This is a genomic window from Aeromonas taiwanensis (genome assembly GCF_000820165.1).
GTDB classification, from domain to species: Bacteria; Pseudomonadota; Gammaproteobacteria; order Enterobacterales; family Aeromonadaceae; genus Aeromonas; species Aeromonas taiwanensis.
In genome coordinates this window covers 1-20817 of sequence record NZ_CDDD01000031.1, presented here as the reverse complement: position 1 = coordinate 20817, position 20817 = coordinate 1, and the positions used below count along the sequence as shown (strand labels likewise).

At 63.4% G+C, this 20817-nt stretch carries 21 protein-coding genes and 1 pseudogene; 12 read left to right on the top strand and 10 right to left on the bottom strand.

The genetic code is table 11. The annotated features are described in order from the left end of the window. Positions 1-66 precede the first annotated feature (66 nt). From xthA to BN1136_RS05555, 3 genes are all read right to left on the bottom strand, one after another. Positions 67-873, bottom strand: coding sequence for an exodeoxyribonuclease III (xthA, locus tag BN1136_RS05565; protein WP_043759212.1), 807 nt, complete (start codon positions 871-873; stop codon positions 67-69). Between the two features lie 105 nt (positions 874-978). Then, a complete protein-coding gene (locus BN1136_RS05560; protein ID WP_043759213.1) occupies positions 979-1941 on the bottom strand; it encodes an ion channel in 963 nt (320 codons plus the stop codon). A 60-nt stretch (positions 1942-2001) separates the two neighbouring features. Then, entirely contained in the window at positions 2002-3648 is a 1647-nt protein-coding gene (locus tag BN1136_RS05555) for a tetratricopeptide repeat-containing response regulator (RefSeq protein ID WP_043759214.1), read from the bottom strand. A gap of 271 nt (positions 3649-3919) precedes the next feature. On the opposite strand from BN1136_RS05555, the gene BN1136_RS05550 reads away from it, so the two are divergent. Further along, complete coding sequence (locus BN1136_RS05550; protein ID WP_043759216.1) at positions 3920-4345, top strand: Hsp20/alpha crystallin family protein; 426 nt, start codon at positions 3920-3922, stop codon at positions 4343-4345. A 60-nt stretch (positions 4346-4405) separates the two neighbouring features. Here the strand turns inward: BN1136_RS05550 and BN1136_RS05545 are convergent, their stop codons facing one another. Then, positions 4406-5449 (bottom strand): FAD:protein FMN transferase, encoded by a 1044-nt coding sequence (locus BN1136_RS05545; RefSeq protein WP_043759218.1) that lies wholly within the window; start codon positions 5447-5449, stop codon positions 4406-4408. 304 nt (positions 5450-5753) lie between these two features. On the opposite strand from BN1136_RS05545, the gene azu reads away from it, so the two are divergent. Then, positions 5754-6194, top strand: a complete 441-nt coding sequence (azu, locus tag BN1136_RS05540; protein ID WP_043759220.1) for an azurin — start codon at positions 5754-5756, stop codon at positions 6192-6194. A gap of 76 nt (positions 6195-6270) precedes the next feature. Here the strand turns inward: azu and BN1136_RS05535 are convergent, their stop codons facing one another. Together BN1136_RS05535 and BN1136_RS05530 are read right to left on the bottom strand one after the other, a co-directional pair. Then, on the bottom strand, positions 6271-6828 hold the full coding sequence (locus BN1136_RS05535) for a HutD family protein (protein WP_043759222.1): 558 nt from the start codon (positions 6826-6828) through the stop codon (positions 6271-6273). Between the two features lie 137 nt (positions 6829-6965). After that, the gene (locus tag BN1136_RS05530; RefSeq protein ID WP_052447058.1) at positions 6966-7388 is read right to left on the bottom strand and encodes a MarR family winged helix-turn-helix transcriptional regulator; all 423 of its coding nucleotides are present in this window, start codon (positions 7386-7388) and stop codon (positions 6966-6968) included. Between the two features lie 81 nt (positions 7389-7469). Here BN1136_RS05530 and BN1136_RS05525 point away from each other — a divergent pair, with 81 nt between their 5' ends. From BN1136_RS05525 to BN1136_RS05480, 10 genes and pseudogenes are all read left to right on the top strand, one after another. Continuing rightward, the gene (locus BN1136_RS05525) at positions 7470-7772 is read left to right on the top strand and encodes a DUF3861 domain-containing protein (RefSeq protein WP_043759224.1); all 303 of its coding nucleotides are present in this window, start codon (positions 7470-7472) and stop codon (positions 7770-7772) included. Positions 7773-7992: 220 nt separating this feature from the next. After that, on the top strand, positions 7993-8961 hold the full coding sequence (locus tag BN1136_RS05520) for a nucleoside hydrolase (RefSeq protein WP_043759226.1): 969 nt from the start codon (positions 7993-7995) through the stop codon (positions 8959-8961). A gap of 93 nt (positions 8962-9054) precedes the next feature. Further along, complete coding sequence (locus BN1136_RS05515) at positions 9055-9378, top strand: DUF3634 family protein (RefSeq protein WP_043759228.1); 324 nt, start codon at positions 9055-9057, stop codon at positions 9376-9378. Positions 9379-10181: 803 nt separating this feature from the next. Further along, positions 10182-11252 carry a cytochrome o ubiquinol oxidase subunit II gene (cyoA, locus tag BN1136_RS05510; protein WP_081843661.1) on the top strand — a complete coding sequence of 357 codons (1071 nt, stop codon included), beginning with the start codon at positions 10182-10184 and terminating at the stop codon, positions 11250-11252. Between the two features lie 3 nt (positions 11253-11255). Next, a complete protein-coding gene (cyoB, locus tag BN1136_RS05505) occupies positions 11256-13232 on the top strand; it encodes a cytochrome o ubiquinol oxidase subunit I (protein ID WP_043759230.1) in 1977 nt (658 codons plus the stop codon). Continuing rightward, positions 13201-13848, top strand: a pseudogene (locus BN1136_RS05500) (cytochrome o ubiquinol oxidase subunit III); the annotation flags it as partial. The gene cyoB and the pseudogene BN1136_RS05500, both read left to right, overlap by 32 nt. Beyond that, on the top strand, positions 13848-14177 hold the full coding sequence (locus BN1136_RS05495) for a cytochrome o ubiquinol oxidase subunit IV (RefSeq protein WP_043759234.1): 330 nt from the start codon (positions 13848-13850) through the stop codon (positions 14175-14177). The pseudogene BN1136_RS05500 and the gene BN1136_RS05495, both read left to right, overlap by 1 nt. Positions 14178-14185: 8 nt before the next feature. Further along, on the top strand, positions 14186-15079 hold the full coding sequence (cyoE, locus tag BN1136_RS05490; RefSeq protein WP_043759236.1) for a heme o synthase: 894 nt from the start codon (positions 14186-14188) through the stop codon (positions 15077-15079). 175 nt (positions 15080-15254) lie between these two features. Further along, entirely contained in the window at positions 15255-16616 is a 1362-nt protein-coding gene (locus BN1136_RS05485) for an MFS transporter (RefSeq protein WP_043759238.1), read from the top strand. Positions 16617-16673: 57 nt separating this feature from the next. Then, complete coding sequence (locus BN1136_RS05480) at positions 16674-17042, top strand: DUF1428 domain-containing protein (protein ID WP_043759240.1); 369 nt, start codon at positions 16674-16676, stop codon at positions 17040-17042. Positions 17043-17116: 74 nt separating this feature from the next. On the opposite strand, the gene tauD is transcribed toward BN1136_RS05480, so the two are convergent. The 4 genes from tauD to tauA are packed head-to-tail and all read right to left on the bottom strand — an operon-like array spanning position 17117 to position 20550. Continuing rightward, positions 17117-17968 (bottom strand): taurine dioxygenase, encoded by an 852-nt coding sequence (tauD, locus tag BN1136_RS05475; RefSeq protein ID WP_043759242.1) that lies wholly within the window; start codon positions 17966-17968, stop codon positions 17117-17119. Continuing rightward, the gene (tauC, locus tag BN1136_RS05470) at positions 17965-18795 is read right to left on the bottom strand and encodes a taurine ABC transporter permease TauC (protein ID WP_043759244.1); all 831 of its coding nucleotides are present in this window, start codon (positions 18793-18795) and stop codon (positions 17965-17967) included. Before tauC ends, tauD begins: the two co-directional genes overlap by 4 nt. Continuing rightward, positions 18792-19559, bottom strand: coding sequence for a taurine ABC transporter ATP-binding subunit (gene tauB / locus BN1136_RS05465; protein ID WP_043759246.1), 768 nt, complete (start codon positions 19557-19559; stop codon positions 18792-18794). Before tauB ends, tauC begins: the two co-directional genes overlap by 4 nt. 16 nt (positions 19560-19575) lie before the next feature. Beyond that, positions 19576-20550, bottom strand: coding sequence for a taurine ABC transporter substrate-binding protein (gene tauA / locus BN1136_RS05460; protein WP_043759248.1), 975 nt, complete (start codon positions 20548-20550; stop codon positions 19576-19578). Positions 20551-20817: the final 267 nt, after the last annotated feature.

Sequence of the window (20817 nt, the reverse complement as noted above, 5' to 3'; positions counted from 1 at the left end):
GATCTGATCATGGCGGCTCAAGGATGTGGAAAGTATCCCCATCGGTGAGCCGCCATGATCAGATCATCACGCGAAGGTGGTCCAGATGGGGGCGTGGTCGGAAGGCTTGTCGATGCCGCGCAGTTCGTAGTCGATCCCCACCTCGGTCACTCTGTCCTTGAGGGCGTCGGAGGCCATGATGAGGTCGATGCGCAGGCCCCGGTTCTCGTCAAAGCCGCGGGAGCGGTAGTCGAACCAGGAGAAGCGCTCGCACTCGGTGGGATTGGCGGCGCGGAAGGTGTCGGTCAGGCCGAACCCCTTGAGGCGCTCCATCCACTCCCGCTCGATGGGCAGGAAGGAGCACTTGCCGTCCCGCAACCAGCGCTTGCGGTTCGCCTCGCCGATGCCGATGTCGAGATCCGTGGGGGAGATGTTCATATCCCCGATCAGCGCTATCTGATCGCCGGGGGTGTGGTGGGTCTCGAGGTAGTGCTGCAGGTCCTCGTAGAACTTCTGCTTGGCCGGAAACTTGGTCTCGTGATCCTGGCTCTCCCCCTGGGGGAAATAGCCGTTCATCACCTTGATGACGGAGCCGTCTTCCCGCTTGAAGCTGGCCATGATCATGCGGCGCTGGGCGTCTTCCGGATCGGTGGGGAAACCCTTCTGCACCTCGAGTGGCGCCTGCTTGCTCATGATGGCGACCCCGTAGTGCCCCTTCTGGCCGTGGAAGACCACGTGGTAGCCCATGGCTTCCACGTCCGCGACCGGGAAGGCCTCGTCGTGGACCTTGATCTCCTGCAGGCCGATCACGTCCGGCTGGTGCTTGTCGATAAGGGCTTGCAACTGATGAAGACGGGCACGCAGGCCATTGATATTGAAAGAGATGATCTTCATGTTCGGGGTGCTCATGTCATTTTTATAAGTGGCTATTGGACTAGGAATCCGCGATGGATGCAAGTTCGGGGGCCGGGGAAGGGGGAAAGGTCCCCGGCCGCCAGCCTATCGGGTCATCTTCTTGACAAACACCACCACGAACAGCGCCAGCGTGAAGCTGCCGGTGAAGGCCTCGAAGGCGGCGAAGATCCGCGACAACCCCACCGGGGTGAAGTCGCCATACCCTAGCGTGGTGAAGGTCACCACGCTGTAGTAGAGGCATTCCAGCAGGAAGATGGCGTTCTGCTCCAGGGGGGCGTCCGGGCGATAGACGAGGTGTTCGCCCGCGAAGCTGAGGCCGAAGAAGAAGTAGAACACGCTGCAGATGAGGATGAGCAGCAGGGAGAAGAGTACCACCCGCATGGGGGCCTCGCCGTAGCCGCAGAAGAGATCGACTATCCAGGAGGCAAAACGTTGATAGGACCAGAACGGCATCTGCAGACGGCGCATGGTGAGTTCCTGCTGGATGTAGCGTCCGGACATGGTGAAGATGCCCTGGGCCTCCGAGGCCTTGCGCAGGTCCCGGTAGGTCTCTTCCGCCTCCTTGAACCAGACGCGGGCCTGCATGGTGTCCCGCTCCTTGCGCCCCTTTCTGTCCTGCATCAGCCGGGGGCCGGTATCCAGGTTGTCGAGGCGGGTGTTCTTCCAGCGGATGCCGAGCAGGTTGACGTCGTGCAGGGTCGCGCAGTGCAGGTTGGCGTCGCTGAGGTCGGCCTTCATCAGGCTGCCCCCCGTCATGCGCAGGCCGTAGAGGTGGGCGCCACGCAGGTTGGCGCGATAGAGGTTGCACTGCTCCAGCAGAAAGCCTGCCGGCTCCTGCTTGTTCACCAGGTTGAGGCCGCTGAGCTCGGCGCGAGCCAGTTGCAGGCCGTGGCACAGGCCGCCCTGGCGCACATAGTGCTCCAGGTCGGCCGCGGTGTCCGGGGATTGGTGGGGGGCTCTGGGGTCATGCCAGCGGCACAGATCCTGATCTCCCGCCTCTTCGGTGCAGTGGCGGCCATCGGCCACCAGGTATCGGCACATCGCCATGGTGTTGCCCCTCCCTTCCTGAAGTCTGTATCAGCATAGGTGAGGGGAGAGGGGCGCCGCTCAGGCGTGCTGGTGATATTCCTGACGCAGCTTGCGAAAACGCTCCTGCTGGGCCGGGTTCAGGGGAATGCCCTCCAGCACCCCCAGGGTCTCCTTGCACTCGGCGCCAAATTCCGGGCTCTTGCGGTTCTTCTGCATCAGCTGCAGCAGCACCTGGATCTTGTTGAGGGCCGCCCCGGTATTGGCCGGCGCCCGGCGTAGCGCCTCGCGAAAGTGGCCGAGGGCCTGCTCCAGCTCCCCGCTCTGATAGGCCTTGATGCCCAGATCGTTGAGCTGCTGGTAGCGCTGGCGCCGCTCCTGCACCGTCTTGTCATCCCGGGTCACCTGGATGCAGGTGGTGAGCAGCCGATCCTCGTCTTCGGCCAGCAGGGCCTGCAGGCTCTCGGCGTACTCGAACTCCCCGAGCTGGTAGAGGGCGAGTATGGTCTCGCCGAGCAGGGCGGGGGGCATGGTGTCCGGCTTGTCCAGCCAGTTCTGGTTGGCGCGATAGAGCATCTTCTTGCCCTTGAGCAGCTCCCCCAGGGCGATGCGCACCCGGGCCTGGCAGATCTGCTCGAACACCGGGTAGTTGAACTCCGCCATCATCAGGGAGTCCCGGATGCGCGACAGGGCCGAGTTCACCTGCTTTTGCAGGTTGGCGATGTGATAGCTGTCGTTGCTGTTGAGGGCGTAGAGGGTCAGGGTCTGGATATAGGCCCCGAGATAATGCGGCGTTCGGTGGATGGAGTTGCGCGACAGGTCGATGAGGGAGAGCAGCACGTCCTTGGCCTGGCCGTAGTCGTGGCGCAGCAGGCACACCTCCGCCAGGCGGCGGGAGAGCTGCACTGACTGGGGGGAGATATCCACCGCTCGCCTCAGCTCCTGCTGGGCCTGCTCATCCTTGCCGAGCGCCAGCAGGGACTCCGCCAGCCAGAGGTAAGCCTCCACCATCAGGGGAGTGTGTTTCAGGGTCGCCTGCAGGTGGCTCACCGCCTCGTCGTGCAGCCCGAGGGTGTGGCACGCCTTGCCCAGGGTGAGCCGGGCCCAGCTGTTCTCCTGCCCGGCCAGCAGCTGTCGCATCAGGCTGCGCGCCTCCTTCGCCTGCCCCAGCTTGAGCTGGGTATCGGCCTGCAGGCAGCGGCAGAAGTTGGCAAAACGGGGCACCGCATCCGCCTGCCTGGCACAGGCCTCGGCCAGGGCGGGCAGATCGTTTCGGATGAGGGCGCTGAAGACGCTCTCCAGAGACTGGCGGCGGGCGATGGCGCGCTTCAAGCGAAACGAGAACTGCTCCTGGGAGAAGGGCTTCATCAGGTATTCGTCGGGTTCGGCCTCCAGCGCGCTCAGCACCATGGCCCGGGAGCTGTCGCTGCTGACCATGATCACCACGCTCTGGGGCGGAATGAGTTGCTGATCCCGCAGGCTCTCCAGCAGCTGGCGGCCGTTCTCGCCGGCGCCCAGTTCGTAGTCCAGCAGATAGATGTCGAAACTCTCTTTCTGGCAGCGGCGGCGCGCCTCGTCCGCGGAGTTGGTGTAGGTGATGCGGTTGATGCCGATGTTGATCAGCATCGCCTTCATCATCATCTGGAAGGATCGCTGCTCGTTGACCAGCAGGATATGCCTGGGCTTGGGCTGGGCTTTCTTCTCTGGCGCGGGTTCAGGTGTCTGCATCTGTCTGGCATCGAGGCGCTGCGGGCTGGTGAGAGAAGTGTGCCATCAAAGTCCGCAGGCAGGCAATTGCACGTGGGAAGGGGGACCGGTTTTTCCCGGCGGGGCCGGCGCCGAAAAAATCGACTCGCGCCCTTGATCTTCGTCAAGGAGAGGCGAGATGGCAGTGGCGGGGGCGGACCCGGTTTTTAGACTTGAAGAGAGACAGATGACGGGGAGCGGCAGGGGGCGCGGTGCTCGCCTGCGCTCCATGCGTCCTATAAGGAGGAATCAAATGAGTTTGCTACCGAGTCGCACCAGCCTGTTTGATGACCTGTTTCACGACATGGCCTCCGGCTTCTACATCCGGCCCCTGCACGGGGATCCGCTGCCCAGCCAGATCAAGCTGGATCTCAAGGAGAGCGACGGCGGCTACCTGCTGCAGGCGGAACTGCCCGGGGTGGCGAAGGAGGACATCCACGTGGAGGTACACGGCAAGCTGGTGACCCTGAAGGCGGAGATCCGCCAGCATGACAGCCAGAGCAAGGATGAGCGCGCCCTGCGCAGCGAGCGCTATTATGGCAGCGTGTCGCGCACCGTCGAGCTGCCGGTGGAGGTGACGCCGGAGCAGGTTGTCGCCCGCTTCGACAACGGCATCCTCACCCTGCAACTGCCCAAGCAGGCGGTGACCCCGGCGCCCCACCGCATTCCCATCGAGTAGCGCCGGCTTGCACACCAAGAGGCCCCGCACTGCGGGGCCTCTTTATTCATGGCGGCTTGTTTATGGTTGCCTGGGAGCCAGATAGGGGGCGAACTCGGGGGTGTGGCTCGCCACAAACCCCTGATCCGTCTTCTCGATGAGATAGACCGCCAGCTTGTGCTCCCGGGCGAACGCCATGGCCCGCTCTGGCCCCATCACCATGAGGGCGGTGTCCAGGGCATCGGCCTCCAGCGCCGTCGGGGTGATGACGCTGGCGGAGACCAACCTGTGGGTCACGGGCTGGCCGGTGGCGGGGTCGATGATGTGGGAGTAGCGCTTGCCGTCGAGCTCGTAATAGTTGCGATAACTGCCGGCGGTGCTCACCGCCATGCCGTTCGGGGTGACCACGTCCTCGATGGCGCCGGGCCTGTCAGAGGGCTCGACGATGGCCACCCGCCAGGGATTGCCCTTGGCGTTGTGGCCCTTGCTGCGCACGGCGCCCGCCACCTCGATGAGGTAGTTGTGCACCCCCTTTTGCTCCAGCAGGCCGGCTATCTCGTCGGAGGCCGCCCCCTCGCCCAGGGTGGAGAGGTCGAGATAGAGTGCGGGGATGGCCTTGCCGAGCAGGAAGTGATCCCCCTCTGGGGTCAGGGTCAGGCGGTCGATGCCCACCTTCTGGCGGGCGCTGGCGATCTGCTCGGCGCTGGGGCGCTTGACGGGACGCTTGTCCGGCCCGAATCCCCACAGGTTGACCAGGGGGCCCACGGTGACGTCGAGCTTGCCTTTGGTGAGATGGCCGGCGTCTATGCCCTGCTGCACTATCCTCGCCATGGTGGCGGGAATGGCCAGGGGGGGCTGGCCGCTGCCCTGATTGAAGCGGGAGATGAGGGAGTCCGGGTCATAGGTGGAGATCTCGTGGTTCATGCGCGCCAGCAGGGCGTCCACCTCCTGCTGCAGTGCCGGCTTCCCGCCCGGGAAGGGGTCACTCAGGGTCACCGCGTAATAGGTGCCCATGGTCTTGCCCTGAATGCGGGTCTGGGTCGGGGCGGGCTGGCAGGCGCCCAGCAGCACTATCAGCGGGAGCAGCAGGGCGCGCCGGGCCCGGCGTATGGCGGGTGTGTTCATCTCAATTCTCGCGGGAGTCGTCGACGGGGGAGCAGCTTAGCCAAGGGCGTTCGGGTTGGCGAGCTGGCCAAGTGCCCGACCCCTGCAAATAATTAAGCCGGTCGGTCTGTTGACCAATCCGGCGTTGTTGCCGTCCCAAAGGCAGGGCAGAGGAGTGACCCGGCCCGCAGCTTTGAACAAAAGCGGTCGTCACCCGGCGGCATTTGAATACAATGAAGATCGATTCTGACAGCATCTTTGCTCGGCGCCACTCGGGTTGGCGAGGCGAGTTTGCTGCCATCCATCGCCATCAAAGGAGAAGATGATGAAAAAGGTATTAGCCCTGCTGCTTCTGAGCTCCCTCGCCGCCCCGGCCCTGGCCGACGAGTGTGCGCTGACTATCGAAGGCAATGACGCCATGCAGTTCAACCAGCAGGCGATGAGCGTGCCGGCGACCTGCAAGGAGGTGACGGTGACCCTGAACCATACCGGCAAGCTGCCGGTGGCCAACATGGGTCACAACTGGGTGCTGGCCAATACCGCCGACTACCAGGCCGTTGCCACCGCGGGCATGAGTGCCGGTGCCGATCATGACTACCTGCCCAAGGACGATGCTCGCATCCTGGCCCACACCAAGCTGGTGGGCGGCGGCGAGAGCACCAGCGTCACCTTCAAGACCGAGGGGCTGGCGGGCAAGGATCTCACCTTCTTCTGCTCCTTCCCCGGCCACTTCGCCATGATGAAGGGCACCTTCAAGGTCGGTTGAGGGACCCCTTGCACAGACAGACAAAAGCCGGGCATTGCCCGGCTTTTTTGTCTTCGTCATCGGACAGGAGGCGGATTCACTTTTCCTGCAGGGTAAAGAAGGCGATGGTGGTTTTCTTGCCGCACTCGAAGTGGATGCTCACCTCATCGCGGATCACCAGGGTCTCGTTGGGGGCGACGCTCTGCCCCTGCACGGTGAGCTGGCCCTCCAGCAGGTGGCAGAGGTAGGTCTTGTCCGCCTCCAGGGTGAGGCTCAGGGGGAAGGGCAGGGTGAGCACCCGCACATTGGCGCTGAGGCGCTCCGGGTGATAGATAAGCCCGAGATCTGTCACCTCTTTTTTGAGCAGCTCGCAGTGGGTCTCGTCGTCCCCGCTGAAGTGGGCCGCCTCGAAGGTGGCATAGGGGTGGCCGTTGAGCACGAAGCCGGCACCGCTGACGGGCAGCAGAATGCGCTGGTAGCCGGGGAAGAGGGAGAAGGTCCCCGGCCCCTTGATGGGCGCCGAGCTCAGGCGGTAGTCAAAGTCGAGCCTGTCGAGGCTGGCCCCGGCAGGGGAGATGAGGATCTGGGCCGTGGTGCCCTGCTTGTTTTTCCAGGGCATCTTCAGCTGGTCGGACTCTTTAATCAGGGTGATCACTAGGGGGCCTCGACGGGGAAAGGGGAGAGTGAGGCCAGTGATACCATCTCCGGGAGTGGCTCACAAGGCGCCGCCAGCGGGTACTGCGCCGGTTGGCCACAAATCAGACAGGGTGGCGGCGCATGTCGGCGTTGGATCTACCCGGTTGATCCCAAACCCTTTTCTATCTTGCACAGCAGTTGCTGCAGCTGCTGCACCTCTGCCGGCTCCAGCAAGGCACACAGCTGCTCGTCGAGCGACGCAGCCAGCTGCTCCGCCTGGCTGACGCGGTCGCAGGCCAGCGGGGTCAGGGCCAGACAGATGCTGCGCTTATCCGTCGGATGGGGCTGCTTCTCTATCAGCCCCTGTTTCTCCATCTCCTGCAGCAGGCGTGTGACCTGGGCCTTGTCGCGGCCCGACTGCTGCGCGATGAGCTGGGGGGTGGCCGGGTCGTGGGCGTGGATCAGTTGCAGCACCTTGTAATGCAGGGGGCTGAGGGAGAGCTGCTGTACCCGGAAATGCTGCGCCAGGGCGATCTTGTACTGATCCAGGATCCGGAAGAGGTGGTTCGATAATTTCATGGTTGATAAAGTCAACTTGAATTGGTTTAATTGATTTTATCAACCATGTTGGCAAAAGCCCAGCCCGAGAGGAGAGGAAGCATGCCACACCAGTATCGTGTACAGGTCCAGTCGCTGGACGGCGAGGCCCCCGCGCTGCAGTTCGAGTGCCAGAATCACGACGACATCTTTGCCATCCTGGCGCTCAGCAAGGGGAAGCTGGCCATGTCGGAGCAGGAACACCAGGCGTTTATCGTCGGATTGAAGCTGTTTGGCGAAGTGATGATGCAGCATCGCAAAGACGAGCTGTTCAAAGAGTTTCTCCCCCATTTCAAGCAATTCATGGGGCAGTTGAAGCGCACGGCTCGGGGCCAGGCCGTGGGCACCGACCCGTCCCGGGAGTGATGCCCAGTCGCTTCGGGGAATAAGGGAGAGGGCCCGTGCCCTGGCTACCCCGGTCATGGTGCTGACCCATGTCTGCCATGGCCGTTGGGGAGGCCGCCATTAGCGGGATAAGGGAGCCTGTCATCACGCTTGATGCAGATGAAACCCCAAGGTTGTGATCCCGGCGCTGTTAAAGTGGTGATGGGTCGTTACACTGGCGACTCTGTCCTATGGAGGCCCCATGACCCACAAGATCATTCTGGATACCGATCCCGGCATCGACGATGCCATGGCCATTCTCTTCGCAGAGGCGCATCCCGCCATCGATCTGCTCGCCATCACCACCGTATTTGGCAATGCCACCATCGAGAACGGCACCCACAACGCCCTCTGGCTCAAGCAGAAATATGCCATGAAGGCCGACGTGGCCCAGGGGGCCGCCGCGCCCCTGCTGCGGGATCCTGTGGGCCCCACCACTGTGGTGCACGGTCCCACCGGCTTTGGTGACGTGCAGGCGGGGGAGGTGAGTCTCTCAGCGGATCCCCGCCCGGCCTGGCAATACATCGTCGAGACGGTGAAGGCCCATCCCGGCGAGATCACCCTGGTGACCATAGGGCCGCTGACCAACCTGGCGCTGGCGCTCGAGGCCGCCCCCGAGATCGCCGGCCTGGTCAGGGAAGTGGTGGTGATGGGGGGCGCCTTTGGCGTCAACGGCCATCGCGGCAACGTGACCCCCTATGCGGAGGCCAATATCCACGACGATCCCGAGGCCGCCGATGTGGTGTTCACCGCCGACTGGCCGGTGGTGATCATCGGGCTCGACGTCACCCAGCAGAGCGTCTTCAGCGGTGCTTACCTGGATGCCCTGCGGGACGAGGCGGGGGAGCCCGGCCGCTTCCTGTGGGATGTCAGCCGCTTCTACCTGCGTTTCTACTCGGCGCGCATCGGCATGGAGGGCTGCCACGTGCACGACCCGTCCGCCATCGCCTATGTGATAGATCCTTCCCTGTTCACTCTGCGGGAGGGGCCGGTGCGCGTCATCACCCAGGGGCCCGCCATCGGCCATACCCTGCAAAAGTTCGACGGCAACTCCCATCCCCACGACGAGTGGGCGGCCTGCCCGGCCCAGCGGGTCGGGGTGGCGGTGCGGGATCAGGCGCTGTTGGCGCTCTACCGCGATACCCTGATCGCCTGGGGCAAGAGGCGCTGAGCGCGGGGGTGGCGAAAGCGTGACGCCGGCCGGAGCCTCACCGGTCGGCACCGCTTATACTGACGCACATCGAGTGAACGGGAGGGAGAAGCAATGGCCTGGTTGTCTCTGTTGGTGGCGATAGCCCTGATCTGGTGGCTGATGACGCTGGGGCGCGGTGCCCTGTTCGAGATCCGGCTCGCGCCGGGCAAGGTGGTGGTAAAGCGGGGCTCGGTGCCGCCGCGCTTCCTTGCGCAGGCGAAGCAGGTCTTGCAGCAGGATCCGGTGCGCGGTCGCATCCTGGGTCAGCGGGACGGTAGCGGCGTCAGGCTGGTCTTCTCCCGCTCCATCCCGGAGCCCGTGGCCCAGCGCCTGCGCAACATCTTCCCCTACGGGGACTACCGGAGCACGACCCCGGAGGGGAGCAAGCCCCGCTAGGCGCCTCCCTTGCACCAAACCACGTCGGATCTGCCAGACGCCGGGCCTGCTGCCCGGCGTCTGCCTTTCCGGCCGCCGTCAGCGCGGCTTTTGCAGGGGTGGGTCACCTCGACCAGGAAGTGGATAAAGGCGCGGGCCTGGGGGGTGAGGAAGCGGCCGCCGCGAAACACCGCGTGGATCTCGTCGTGGCGATCCTCGTGGGGAGACCCTGCTGGCTCAGTGTCTGACGCAGGTCGTCACCATCAATGCCTGGAACCGGATTGCCGATGCGACCCGTAGGGAGCATCCCCACCCCTGAGTGACGGTCCCCGGGGAAGCAGGAAAACGACGGTAGGCAGGGCCCCTCATGGGGCCCTTTTTCTGGGTGGGTGTCGGTCAGGGCGGGTCGTCATCCGCTTTTGTCGGCCCCAGGAAGTTAATCATACGAATGTTTGATTAATTATTTTTTTAATCTTCCCCGGAAAATACGCATCCAGATCAAGGCATGTGTTTTTGGCCTGTGCCTGTGAAAGGGGTTGTTCGGCTCTTAAAATGTCGTGAAACCCGGATAAAAATAGAACAACCTGATGGTTTCGTTTAATTAGTGAGCGATTCCGGCGGGAAAAAAGATTAACGGAAGATGAATTGCCGGGCTGTGACATGAGTAAATTGGTCATTGTCAAGGGATTAACATCTGACACTCGTTTTCATCACCTCTGGAACATTTGCGGGATTAATTTTTCATGTTGTTCACATGCCGGTCTGATGCAATAAAATGCTGCATTTTTTTATACCAATAAGCCTTCAAAAGATGAGGACATTGCATGAGACTCTTTGACGTGAAGAGGGGCTTGGGCGCTTTGCTGTTGCTCGCGACTGCCAGCTTGCTGAGCGGTTGCGACATGGCTCTGATGAGCCCCAAGGGGCAAGTTGGTCTGGAGCAGAAGTCACTGATATTGACCGCACTCGGTTTGATGCTGATTGTGGTGGTGCCTGTGATCGTGATGGCGGTGGCGTTCGCTTATAAATACCGAGCGTCCAACACCAGCGCCACCTATGCGCCGGACTGGGCTCACTCCAACAAGATTGAGGCGGTCGTCTGGACCGTACCCGTCATCATTATCGCCATCCTGGCGGTGATTACCTGGAAAACCTCCCATTCTCTGGACCCCTACAAACCACTGGAATCCGAGGTTAAACCCATTCAGGTCGATGTCATTTCCCTTGACTGGAAATGGTTGTTTGTCTATCCGGAACTGGGCATTGCCTCAGTCAACGAGCTGGCATTCCCGGTCAATACCCCGGTCAACTTCCGCGTGACCTCCGACACCGTGATGAACTCCTTCTTCATTCCCCAGCTGGGTGGCCAGATCTACGCCATGGCGGGCATGCAGACCAAGCTGCACCTGATCGCCAACGAAGCGGGCGAGTACAAGGGCATCTCGGGCGGCTACAGCGGTGCCGGCTTCTCCGGCATGAAGTTCAAGGCCATCGCGACCCAGGATCAGGCCGGTTTCGACGCCTGGGTAGCCAAGGTGAAGGCCTCTTCCAAGGCGCTGAACACCATGGATGAGTTCGATGCCCTGGCCAAGAAGAGCGAAAACCACCCGGTTGAGTACTTCGCCAGCGCCGATCCCAAGCTGTTCGTCAACATCATCAACAAGTTCATGGGCGGCATGTCCCATGGTGGTCACGACACCCAGAAAGCGGGCGCCGCGGACCACGAGGGCATGAACCACGAAGCCATGAACCACGAAGCCATGAATCATGACGCCATGAACCATGAGGCCCCGACCGAGGGTGCCATGGACGAGCAGGCCATGAACCATGACGCCCATGCCGGACACATGGCCATGTCGGCCGACAAGAGTGTGAAAGCAGGATCCGAGGAATAATCGATGTTTGGAAAATTGACACTCGAGGCTATTCCGTACCATGAACCCATCATCATGGTCACGATAGCCGGTATCATCTTGGGTGGGCTGGCCATCGCCGGTCTCATCACTTACTACGGCAAGTGGCAATATCTGTGGAAAGAGTGGCTGACCTCGGTCGACCACAAGCGCCTCGGTATCATGTATCTCATTCTGGGCATGGTCATGCTGCTGCGCGGCTTCGCCGACGCGGTCATGATGCGTGGTCAGCAGGTCCTGGCCTCTGCGGGCAGCGAAGGCTACCTCAACGCCCATCACTACGACCAGATCTTCACCGCCCACGGCGTCATCATGATCTTCTTCGTGGCCATGCCGCTGGTGATCGGTCTGATGAACATCGTGGTGCCGCTGCAGATCGGTGCCCGTGACGTCGCCTTCCCCTTCCTTAACAACCTGAGCTTCTGGTTCACCGCCGCGGCCGTGGTGCTGATCAACGTCTCCCTCGGGGTCGGTGAATTCGCCCAGACCGGCTGGCTGGCCTATCCGCCCTTGTCGGGGCTGGAGTTCAGTCCCGGGGTCGGGGTCGATTACTGGATCTGGAGTCTGCAGATCTCGGGTCTGGGGACCCTGCTGACCGGTGTGAACTTCTTCGCCACCATCATCCGCATGCGTGCCCCCGGCATGACCATGATGCGCCTGCCGGTCTTCACCTGGACCGCCCTGTGTGCCAACATCCTGATCATCGCCTCCTTCCCGATCCTGACCGTCACCATCGCCCTGCTGACCGCAGACCGTTACCTCGGTACCCATTTCTTTACCAATGACATGGGTGGCAACATGATGATGTACATCAACCTGATCTGGGCCTGGGGTCACCCCGAGGTGTACATCCTGGTGCTGCCGGTCTTCGGTATCTTCTCCGAAGTGGTGGCGACCTTCTGCAAGAAGAAGCTGTTCGGTTACACCTCCCTGGTGTGGGCAACCGTGGCGATCACCGTGCTGTCGTTCATCGTGTGGCTGCACCACTTCTTCACCATGGGGTCCGGTGCCAACGTGAATGCCTTCTTCGGCATCACCACCATGATCATCTCCATCCCGACCGGGGTGAAGATCTTCAACTGGCTGTTCACCATGTACCGCGGTCGCATCGAGTTCACCTCGCCCATGCTGTGGACCGTCGGCTTCATCATCACCTTCACCGTGGGTGGCATGACCGGGGTACTGCTCTCCGTGCCGGCCGCCAACTTCGTGCTGCACAACAGCCTGTTCCTGATCGCCCACTTCCACAACGTCATCATCGGCGGCGTGGTGTTCGGTTGCTTCGCCGGTATCACCTACTGGTTCCCGAAAGCGTTCGGCTTCAAGCTGGATGACGTCTGGGGCAAGCGCGCGTTCTGGTTCTGGATCACCGGCTTCTTCGTGGCCTTCATGCCGCTCTACGTACTGGGCTTCATGGGCATGACCCGTCGCGTCAGCCAGAACATCGATCCCGAGTTCCATGGCATGCTGGTGGTTGCCGCCTGCGGCGCCGGCCTCATCGCCATCGGCGTGCTGTGCCAGGTCATCCAGATTGTGGTCAGCATCCGCGACCGCGAGAAGAACCGCGACCTGACCGGCGATCCCTGGGGTGGCCGTACCCTGGAGTGGGCTACTTCCTCTCCGCCCCCCTTCTATAACTTCGCCATCGAGCCGAAGGTGAAGGGTCTGGACGCCTTCTGGGAAGCCAAGCAGGACGGCAGCGCCTATCGCAAGCCGGCCCAGTATGCTCCCATCCACATGCCCAAGAACTCCGGCGCCGGCGTCATCATCGCCGCCTTCAGCACCGTGTTCGGCTTTGCCATGATCTGGCACATCTGGTGGATGGCCATCGCCGGCTTCATCGGCATGATCGCCACCTGGATCATCCACAGCTTCAACGACGATGTGGACTACTACGTACAGGTTGACGAGATCGAGCGCATCGAAGGTCAGCATTTCGACAACATCAACAAGGTGGCTTAATTCCATGGCGACTGACGTACTACATCACTCTCACGGTGCCCATGAGGATGGGCACCACGATGCCGGTGCCACCAAGGTATTCGGTTTCTGGATCTACCTGATGAGTGACTGCATCCTGTTCGCGACCCTGTTCGCGACCTATGCGGTCCTGGTCAACGGCACTGCCGGCGGCCCCACCGGCAAGGACATCTTCGAACTGCCGTTCGTGTTTGCCGAAACCATGCTGCTGCTGCTGAGCTCCATCACCTTCGGGTTCGGCATGCTGGCCATGAACAAGAACAAGGTCGGGGCGGTCAACACCTGGCTGTTCGTCACCTTCCTGCTGGGTGCCGGCTTCATCGCGATGGAGATCTACGAGTTCCATCACCTGATCGTCAATGATGCGGGCCCGGATCGCAGCGGCTTCCTGTCTGCCTTCTTCACCCTGGTGGGTACCCACGGTATCCACGTGACCAGCGGCCTTATCTGGATCATCGTGATGATGGTGCTGGTAGCCAAGAAGGGGCTGACCGATCGCAACCGTACTCGCCTGATGTGCCTGAGCCTGTTCTGGCACTTCCTCGACGTGGTGTGGATCTGCGTCTTCACCGTGGTCTATCTGATGGGGGTCATGTAATGAGTCATTCCGTTGACAATCACGGCGCCAGCCACGGCAGCGTCAAGTCCTACATGATCGGTTTCGTGCTGTCACTCATCCTGACTGCCGTGCCGTTCTGGATGGTGATGGACGGCTCCGCCTCCCACGCCGTGGTGCTCGGCACCGTGGTGGGCATGGCGGTAGTGCAGATCTTCGTGCACCTGGTCTACTTCCTGCACATGAACACCTCGTCCGAGGAGCGCTGGAACCTGGTGGCACTGATCTTTACCGTGCTCATCATCGCCATCGTGGTCGTGGGTTCCCTGTGGATCATGTACAACCTCAACATCAACATGATGGTTCACTGAGCGGGTTGATGATGATGAAGCAATACCTGCAAGTGACCAAGCCGGGCATCATCTTCGGTAACCTCATCTCGGTTATCGGGGGATTCCTGCTGGCCTCGAAGGGGAGCCTGGATGTGCCCCTGTTCATCCTGACCATGGCAGGGGTGTCACTGGTGGTGGCCTCCGGTTGCGTGTTCAACAACTACATCGACCGGGACATCGACTGCATCATGGAGCGGACCAAGAACCGCGCCCTGGTGCGCGGGCTCATCGCCCCCGGTGTGTCGCTCTGGTATGCCACGGCGCTGGGCGTTGCGGGCATTGCACTGCTCTACTTTGCGGCCAATCCGTTGGCCGCCTTGCTGGCGGTGCTGGGCTTCCTGGTTTATGTGGGGGTCTACAGCCTCTACATGAAGCGCCACTCTGTCTATGGCACCCTGGTCGGCAGCCTGTCCGGCGCCGCGCCGCCGGTCATCGGCTACTGCGCGGTGAGCGGCCAGTTTGACTCGGGGGCGCTTATCCTGCTGGCGATCTTCAGCCTGTGGCAGATGCCGCACTCCTATGCGATCGCCATCTTCCGCTTCAAGGATTACCAGGCGGCCAACATCCCGGTGCTGCCGGTGGTGAAGGGGATCCCCGTGGCCAAGCTCCACATCACCCTCTACATCCTGGCGTTCATGGTGCCGACCCTGATGCTGTTCCTCGGTGGCTACGCCGGTTACAAGTATCTGGTGGTGGCCACCGCGGTGAGCGTCTGGTGGCTGGGGATGGCGCTGTCTGGCTACAAGGCGGCGGTTGATGACTCCCTGTGGGCACGCAAGCTGTTCATGTTCTCCATCGTCACCATCACCTGCCTGAGCGTGATGATGTCGGTGGACTTCCAGCCCGATGCCGCGCCCGTCCTGGTGACCATGCTGCCTTGAGTGGCGTGGTTCACCGCTGTGATGTGACGCAGGAAAATCAATAGAATCCAGAGCCGGGAACCTTCCCGGCTCTGTTATTATGTGGCCCCCGTGATGGGGTTCCCGGATCCTGCCGGGTGGAGGCAGGGCGCCATTCACCCGGATCTCTTCTCTCTTCTTGTCTATCGAGGCCCTCATGAATGATTTCACCATGACGAGGGGCGAGCGACGCGCGACCTGGGCGCTCGGCTCCGTCTTCTCCCTGCGCATGCTCGGCATGTTTATGGTGCTGCCGGTGCTGACCACCTACGGCATGTCTCTCGCGGGGGCGTCCGAAGCCCTCATTGGCCTGGCCATCGGCATCTACGGCATGACCCAGGCCCTGTTGCAGATCCCCTTCGGCCTGCTCTCCGACAAGGTGGGGCGCAAGCCCCTCATCGTCGGCGGCCTGCTGATGTTTGCAATCGGCAGCGTGGTCGCGGCCCTGAGCGATTCCATCTGGGGCGTCATCGTCGGCCGCGCCCTGCAAGGGAGCGGCGCCATCTCGGCCGCCGTCATGGCGCTCTTGTCGGATCTCACCCGCGAGCAGAACCGCACCAAGGCGATGGCCTTCATCGGGGTGAGCTTTGGCATCACCTTCGCCATCGCCATGGTGACCGGCCCCCTCATCACCCATGCGGTGGGGCTTTCAGGTCTGTTCTGGCTCATCGCCCTGCTGGCCCTGTGCGCCATCGCCCTGGTGATCTGGGCGGTGCCGACCCCGGCGGCGCACCTGCAGAACCGCGAGTCCGCCATGGTGCGCGGCAGTTTTCGCACCGTGCTCACCAACGGGCGTCTGCTCAAGCTCAACCTCGGCATCCTCTGCGTTCACACCCTGCTGATGGCGAGCTTCGTGGCGCTGCCGCCGCTGCTGGAGCGCGCCGGCCTGCCCCGGGACGACCAGTGGCAGGCCTACCTCGCCACCATGGCCATCGCGTTCGTGAGCGTGGTGCCTTTCATCATCTACGCCGAGAAGCGCCGCCAGATGAAGCGGGTCTTCCTCTGCTGCGTGGTGGTGATGCTGGTCGCCGAGCTGGTGCTCTGGCAGAGCGGCGCCCGGCTCTGGGCCCTGCTCGCCGGGTTGCAGCTCTTCTTCATCGGCTTCAACGTGATGGAGGCGCTGCTGCCGTCCCTCATCAGCAAGGAGTCGCCACCGGGCTACAAGGGCACCGCCATGGGGGTCTACTCCACCAGCCAGTTCCTCGGGGTGGCCATCGGCGGCAGCCTCGGCGGCCTGCTCTACGGCCTGGGGGGCGGCCCCCTGGTGTTTGGCGGCTGTGCCGTCCTGGCCCTGCTCTGGTTTGGCGTCAGCCTCACCATGGCCGAGCCCCCCTATGTCAGCAGCCTGCGCATCGTGCTGCCGGAAGGGGTGGAGGCCACCCCGGCCCTGGAGCAGCGGATCCGCGCCTGCGACGGGGTGAGCGACGTGCTGCTGGTGCGCGAGGAGCACTCCCTCTACGTGAAGGTGGACAGCAAGCGCCTGACCCGCAGCGATCTGGAGCGGCTGGTCTCTCTTTGAGGGTGACCTGGGGCACGGCTGCTATGCTGAGATCCTCACTCACAGGAGGAAAGGCTCATGTCATATGTGGACGGATTCGTGATCGCCGTGCCCACGGCCAACAAGCAGGCCCTGATCGATCATGCGGGGCAGTTTGACCCCATCTTCCTCGAATATGGCGCCACCCGGGTGCTGGAGTGCTGGGGGGACGACGTGCCCCACGGCAAGCAGACCGACTTCTACCGCGCGGTGGCGGCGAAGGAGGATGAAACCGTGGTCTTCTCCTGGGTGGAGTGGCCGAGCAAGGCGGTGCGGGACGACGCCATGACCAGGATGATGCAGGATCCCAGGATGGATCCCGCCAATCCCCTGCACCAGACTATGCCGTTTGACGGCGCCCGCATGATCTACGGGGGCTTCACCCGGGTGCTGGAGCTCAAGGCCTGAGCCGCAATGTGGATGTGAAAAGCCCGCCTCTCGGCGGGCTTTTTCATTGGGGCAGGGCGGGGGAGCCGCACAGGTCAGTCCGGGCGCCAGAAGGGCTTGTCCCCGAGGATGGTGGCCCTGTGCATCACCCGGCGCGCCGGCAGGTAGTCGGCATTGGCGTAGTGCTGGGTCACCCTGTTGTCCCAGATGGCGATGTCGTTCTCCTGCCAGCGCCAGCGCACCTGAAACTCGGGGCGGGTGATGTGCTCGAACAGAAAGCCCAGCAGCGCCTCGCTCTCCTTGGGGGGCAGCCCGGGCAGCCGGGTGGTGAACCCCTCGTTGACGAACAGGGCCTGCCGGCCGCTCACCGGGTGGGTGCGGATCACTGGGTGGCGCAGGGGCGGGTGACGGGCCACGGCGGCCTGCCAGCGCTGGCGCTCCTCCTCGCTGCCGTCGTGCCGGTGGGCCGGGAACGACTTGGTGAAGTCGTGCTCCGCCTCCAGCCCCGCCAGCAGGGTTTTCAGGGGCGGGGAGAGGGCCGCCAGCGCCGCGATGCCGCTGGCCCAGAGGGTGTCTCCCCCGGTGGGAGGCAACTGCTTGGCCGCCAGAATGGCCAGCGCCGGGGGGGTCTCGATAAAGGTGACGTCCGTGTGCCAGTTGTCGTTGTCCGGCGGATTGTCATTGTGGGTATCGAGCACGATGATCTCCTCGGCCTCCTCCGTGTGAGGATAGACGGGGTGGATGTGCAGATCCCCGAAGCGGTTCGCCAGTGCCCGCTGCGCTCGCGGGGTAATGGGTTGGTCTCGCAGGAAGAGCACCTGGTATTTGAGCAAGGCCCGATGGATCTGCTCGAACTGCCCCTGGGTCAGTGGCTCGGCCAGGTTGACGCCGGCGATCTGGGCGCCGATATGGGGCCCCAGCGGTGTGATGGTCAGCTTGTCAGTCATTGTTCTTCTCCATGCCAGGGAGTGAGCCTGCGCTGCAGGGCGCGCAGGCCCAGTTCCAATACGAAGGCGATCACGGCGATCACCAGAATGCCCGCCAGCACCACGTCGGTGGCGAGAAACTCGCCGGCGGATTGCACCATGAAGCCCACTCCCCTGGTGGCGGCGATAAGCTCGGCCGCCACCAGGGTGGACCAGCCCACCCCGAGCCCGATGCGCAGCCCGGTCAGGATGTCCGGCAGGGCGCCTGGCAGGATCACGTGCCAGAGCACCTGGGACCGGGATGCCCCCAGCGTCTGCGCCGCCCGCACTCGCACCGCGTTGGCGCTCTGCACCCCCGCCAGGGTCGCCAGGGCCACGGGGGCGAAGATGGCGAGGTAGATGAGCAGCACCTTGGAGGTCTCGCCGATGCCAAACCAGATCACCATCAGGGGCAGGTAGGCGAGCGGCGGCACCGGGCGGTAGAGCTCGATGAGGGGATCCAGCACGCCGCGCACCACAGGGCTAAGCCCCATGGCGATGCCCACCGCGATGCCAAAAAAGGCCGCCGCCGCCAGCGCCGCCAGGATGCGGCCCAGGCTGGCCCCCAGGTGCTGCCACAGGGTGGCGTCCATAAAGCCCTGGGGCCCGGCGATGGTGATGAGCTGGGCCAGCACCCGCTGTGGGGGCGGCAGAAACAGGGGATCGACCCAGCCAAGGTGCGCCACCAGCCACCACAGGGCGAGCAGGGCGATCAGGGTGGCGAGGCTCAGGGTCAGTCGGCGCGGCAGGGGCCAGCCCGGGGCACGCCTGTGGGCGACGATCCGCTGCCGGGTGAGGGTGAGGCTCATGCGAAGGCCTCCCGCTCTGCGAACACCCGCCCCAGCACGTATTCCCGCTTGGCGATGAAGGCGGGGTCGGACTTGATGCTGCGGCAGGGTTCGCCGGCCGCAAAACGGCGGCCGAAATCCAGGGTCAGCCGCTCCATCACCCGCCCGGGAGAAGGGGAGAGCAGCACCAGATCGGTTGCCATGAAGATGGCCTCCTCGATGTCGTGGGTGATGAGCAGCACCTGGCGCCGGTGCTCATGCCACAGGCGCAGCAGCAGGGTCTGCATCTGCTCCCGGGTGAAGGCGTCCAGGGCGCCGAAGGGCTCGTCCAGCAACAGCAGGCGGGGCCGGGTGGCCAGGGCGCGGGCGATGCCAACCCGCTGGCGTTGGCCGCCGGAGAGCTGCCAGATGGCGCGATCGCCGGCTCCCTCCAGCCCTACCTGACGCAGCAGCTCCTCGGCCAGCAGGGTGCGCTCGGCCCCGGGCACCCCCGCCAGTTGCAGGCCGAGGGCCACGTTGTCCCGCACGTTGCGCCAGGGCAGCAGCCCCTCGCTCTGGAACACCACGCCGCGCTCGGCGCCCGGACCGGTGACGCGCTGGCCCTCCAGGCTTATCTGGCCGTGGTGGCAGGGCTCGAAGCCTGCCACCAGGTTGAGGAGCGTGGTCTTGCCCGAGCCAGAGGGACCGAGCACCACCATCAGCTCCCCCTCGGGCAGGGAGAGGCTGACGTTGTCGAGTACCCGCCTTCCGGCGTACTCGGCGGACACATGAGAGAGCAGCAGCATGGTCGTCTCCTCCGGTCTACTGGGCCACGGCTTTCACGAAGCGATCGGTCACGAACTGGCGGTAGTCCGAGGCGGCGCTCGCAACCTTGCCCTGGCTCTCGAGGAAGCGGGCGGTGTCGATGATGGTCTGGTTGACCAGGGGGCCAAGCTCGGCGCTCTGGGCCTTCGCATCGAGGTAGGTGTTGCCCTTCACCAGGGCGGGAATCTCTGCCTCGGGAACACCGCTCAGGGCCGCGAGCTTGCCGAGATGCTCGGGTTGGGCCAGCCAGCCTTCCGGGTTGGCGAGGTAGGCCTGCTGGGCGGCCAGGGTGCTGTTCACGAAGGCCTGCACCACCTCCGGGTGGGCCTTGGCAAAGTCCTTGCGCACCACCCAGACATCCAGGGTCGGTGCTCCCCAGTCACCCACCTGAGCGGAGTCGGTCAGCACCTTGCCCTCCCTGGTGAGCTGGTTGAGGGCGGGGGCCCAGACATAGGCGCCGTCGATGTCCCCCCGCTGCCAGGCGGCGATGATGGCCGGGGGTTGCAGATTGACTATCTGCAGCGTCGCGGGGTCGACGTTCCAGTGCTTGAGGGCTGCCAGCAGGCTGTAGTGGGTGGTGGAGGTATAGGGCACGGCGATGCGCTTGCCCGCCAGATCCTCGGGCTTGGTGAGCCCCTGTTTGACCACCAGGGCTTCGGACTCCCCGAGCTTGGAGGCGAGCAGGAACACCTCGATGGGCAGGTTCTGGCTCGCCGCCACCGCCAGGGGGCTGGAGCCGATATTGCCAATCTGCACGTCGCCGGAGGCGAGCGCCCGTACCACGCTGGCACCGCTGTCAAATTTGCGCCAGTCCACGGTAGCGCCGCTCTCCCTGGCGAAGGTGTTGTCGGCCTGGGCTACCTTGGCGGGCTCGGCCGAGGTCTGGTAGGCCACGGTGACCTCGATGGCCTGGGCGGACTGGCCGAGCAGCGCGGAGGCCGCGAGCCACAGAGAGATGCCTTTTACTGTCATGATGCACTTCCTTGTCGGGGGTGTTGGAAGCCACATCTTTATCTGAACTTTGGCGGGTGAGAAGGAACGAGAAGGGCGCTCTCATGCCGTTTGGTTCTTAGAAAAAGAACAGTAAATCAATGATCTAATTGAGATATGCCAGGATATGAATAGCTTGTGCACCCTCCTTCTATCGGGTGGCTGGGGCAAGCACCAAACGCCAGGTGCCCGAGAGTGGGGGGAGGGGCCGGTCAACCGGGAAGGCGAAGGGGCCGCCCTGGCTGGAAG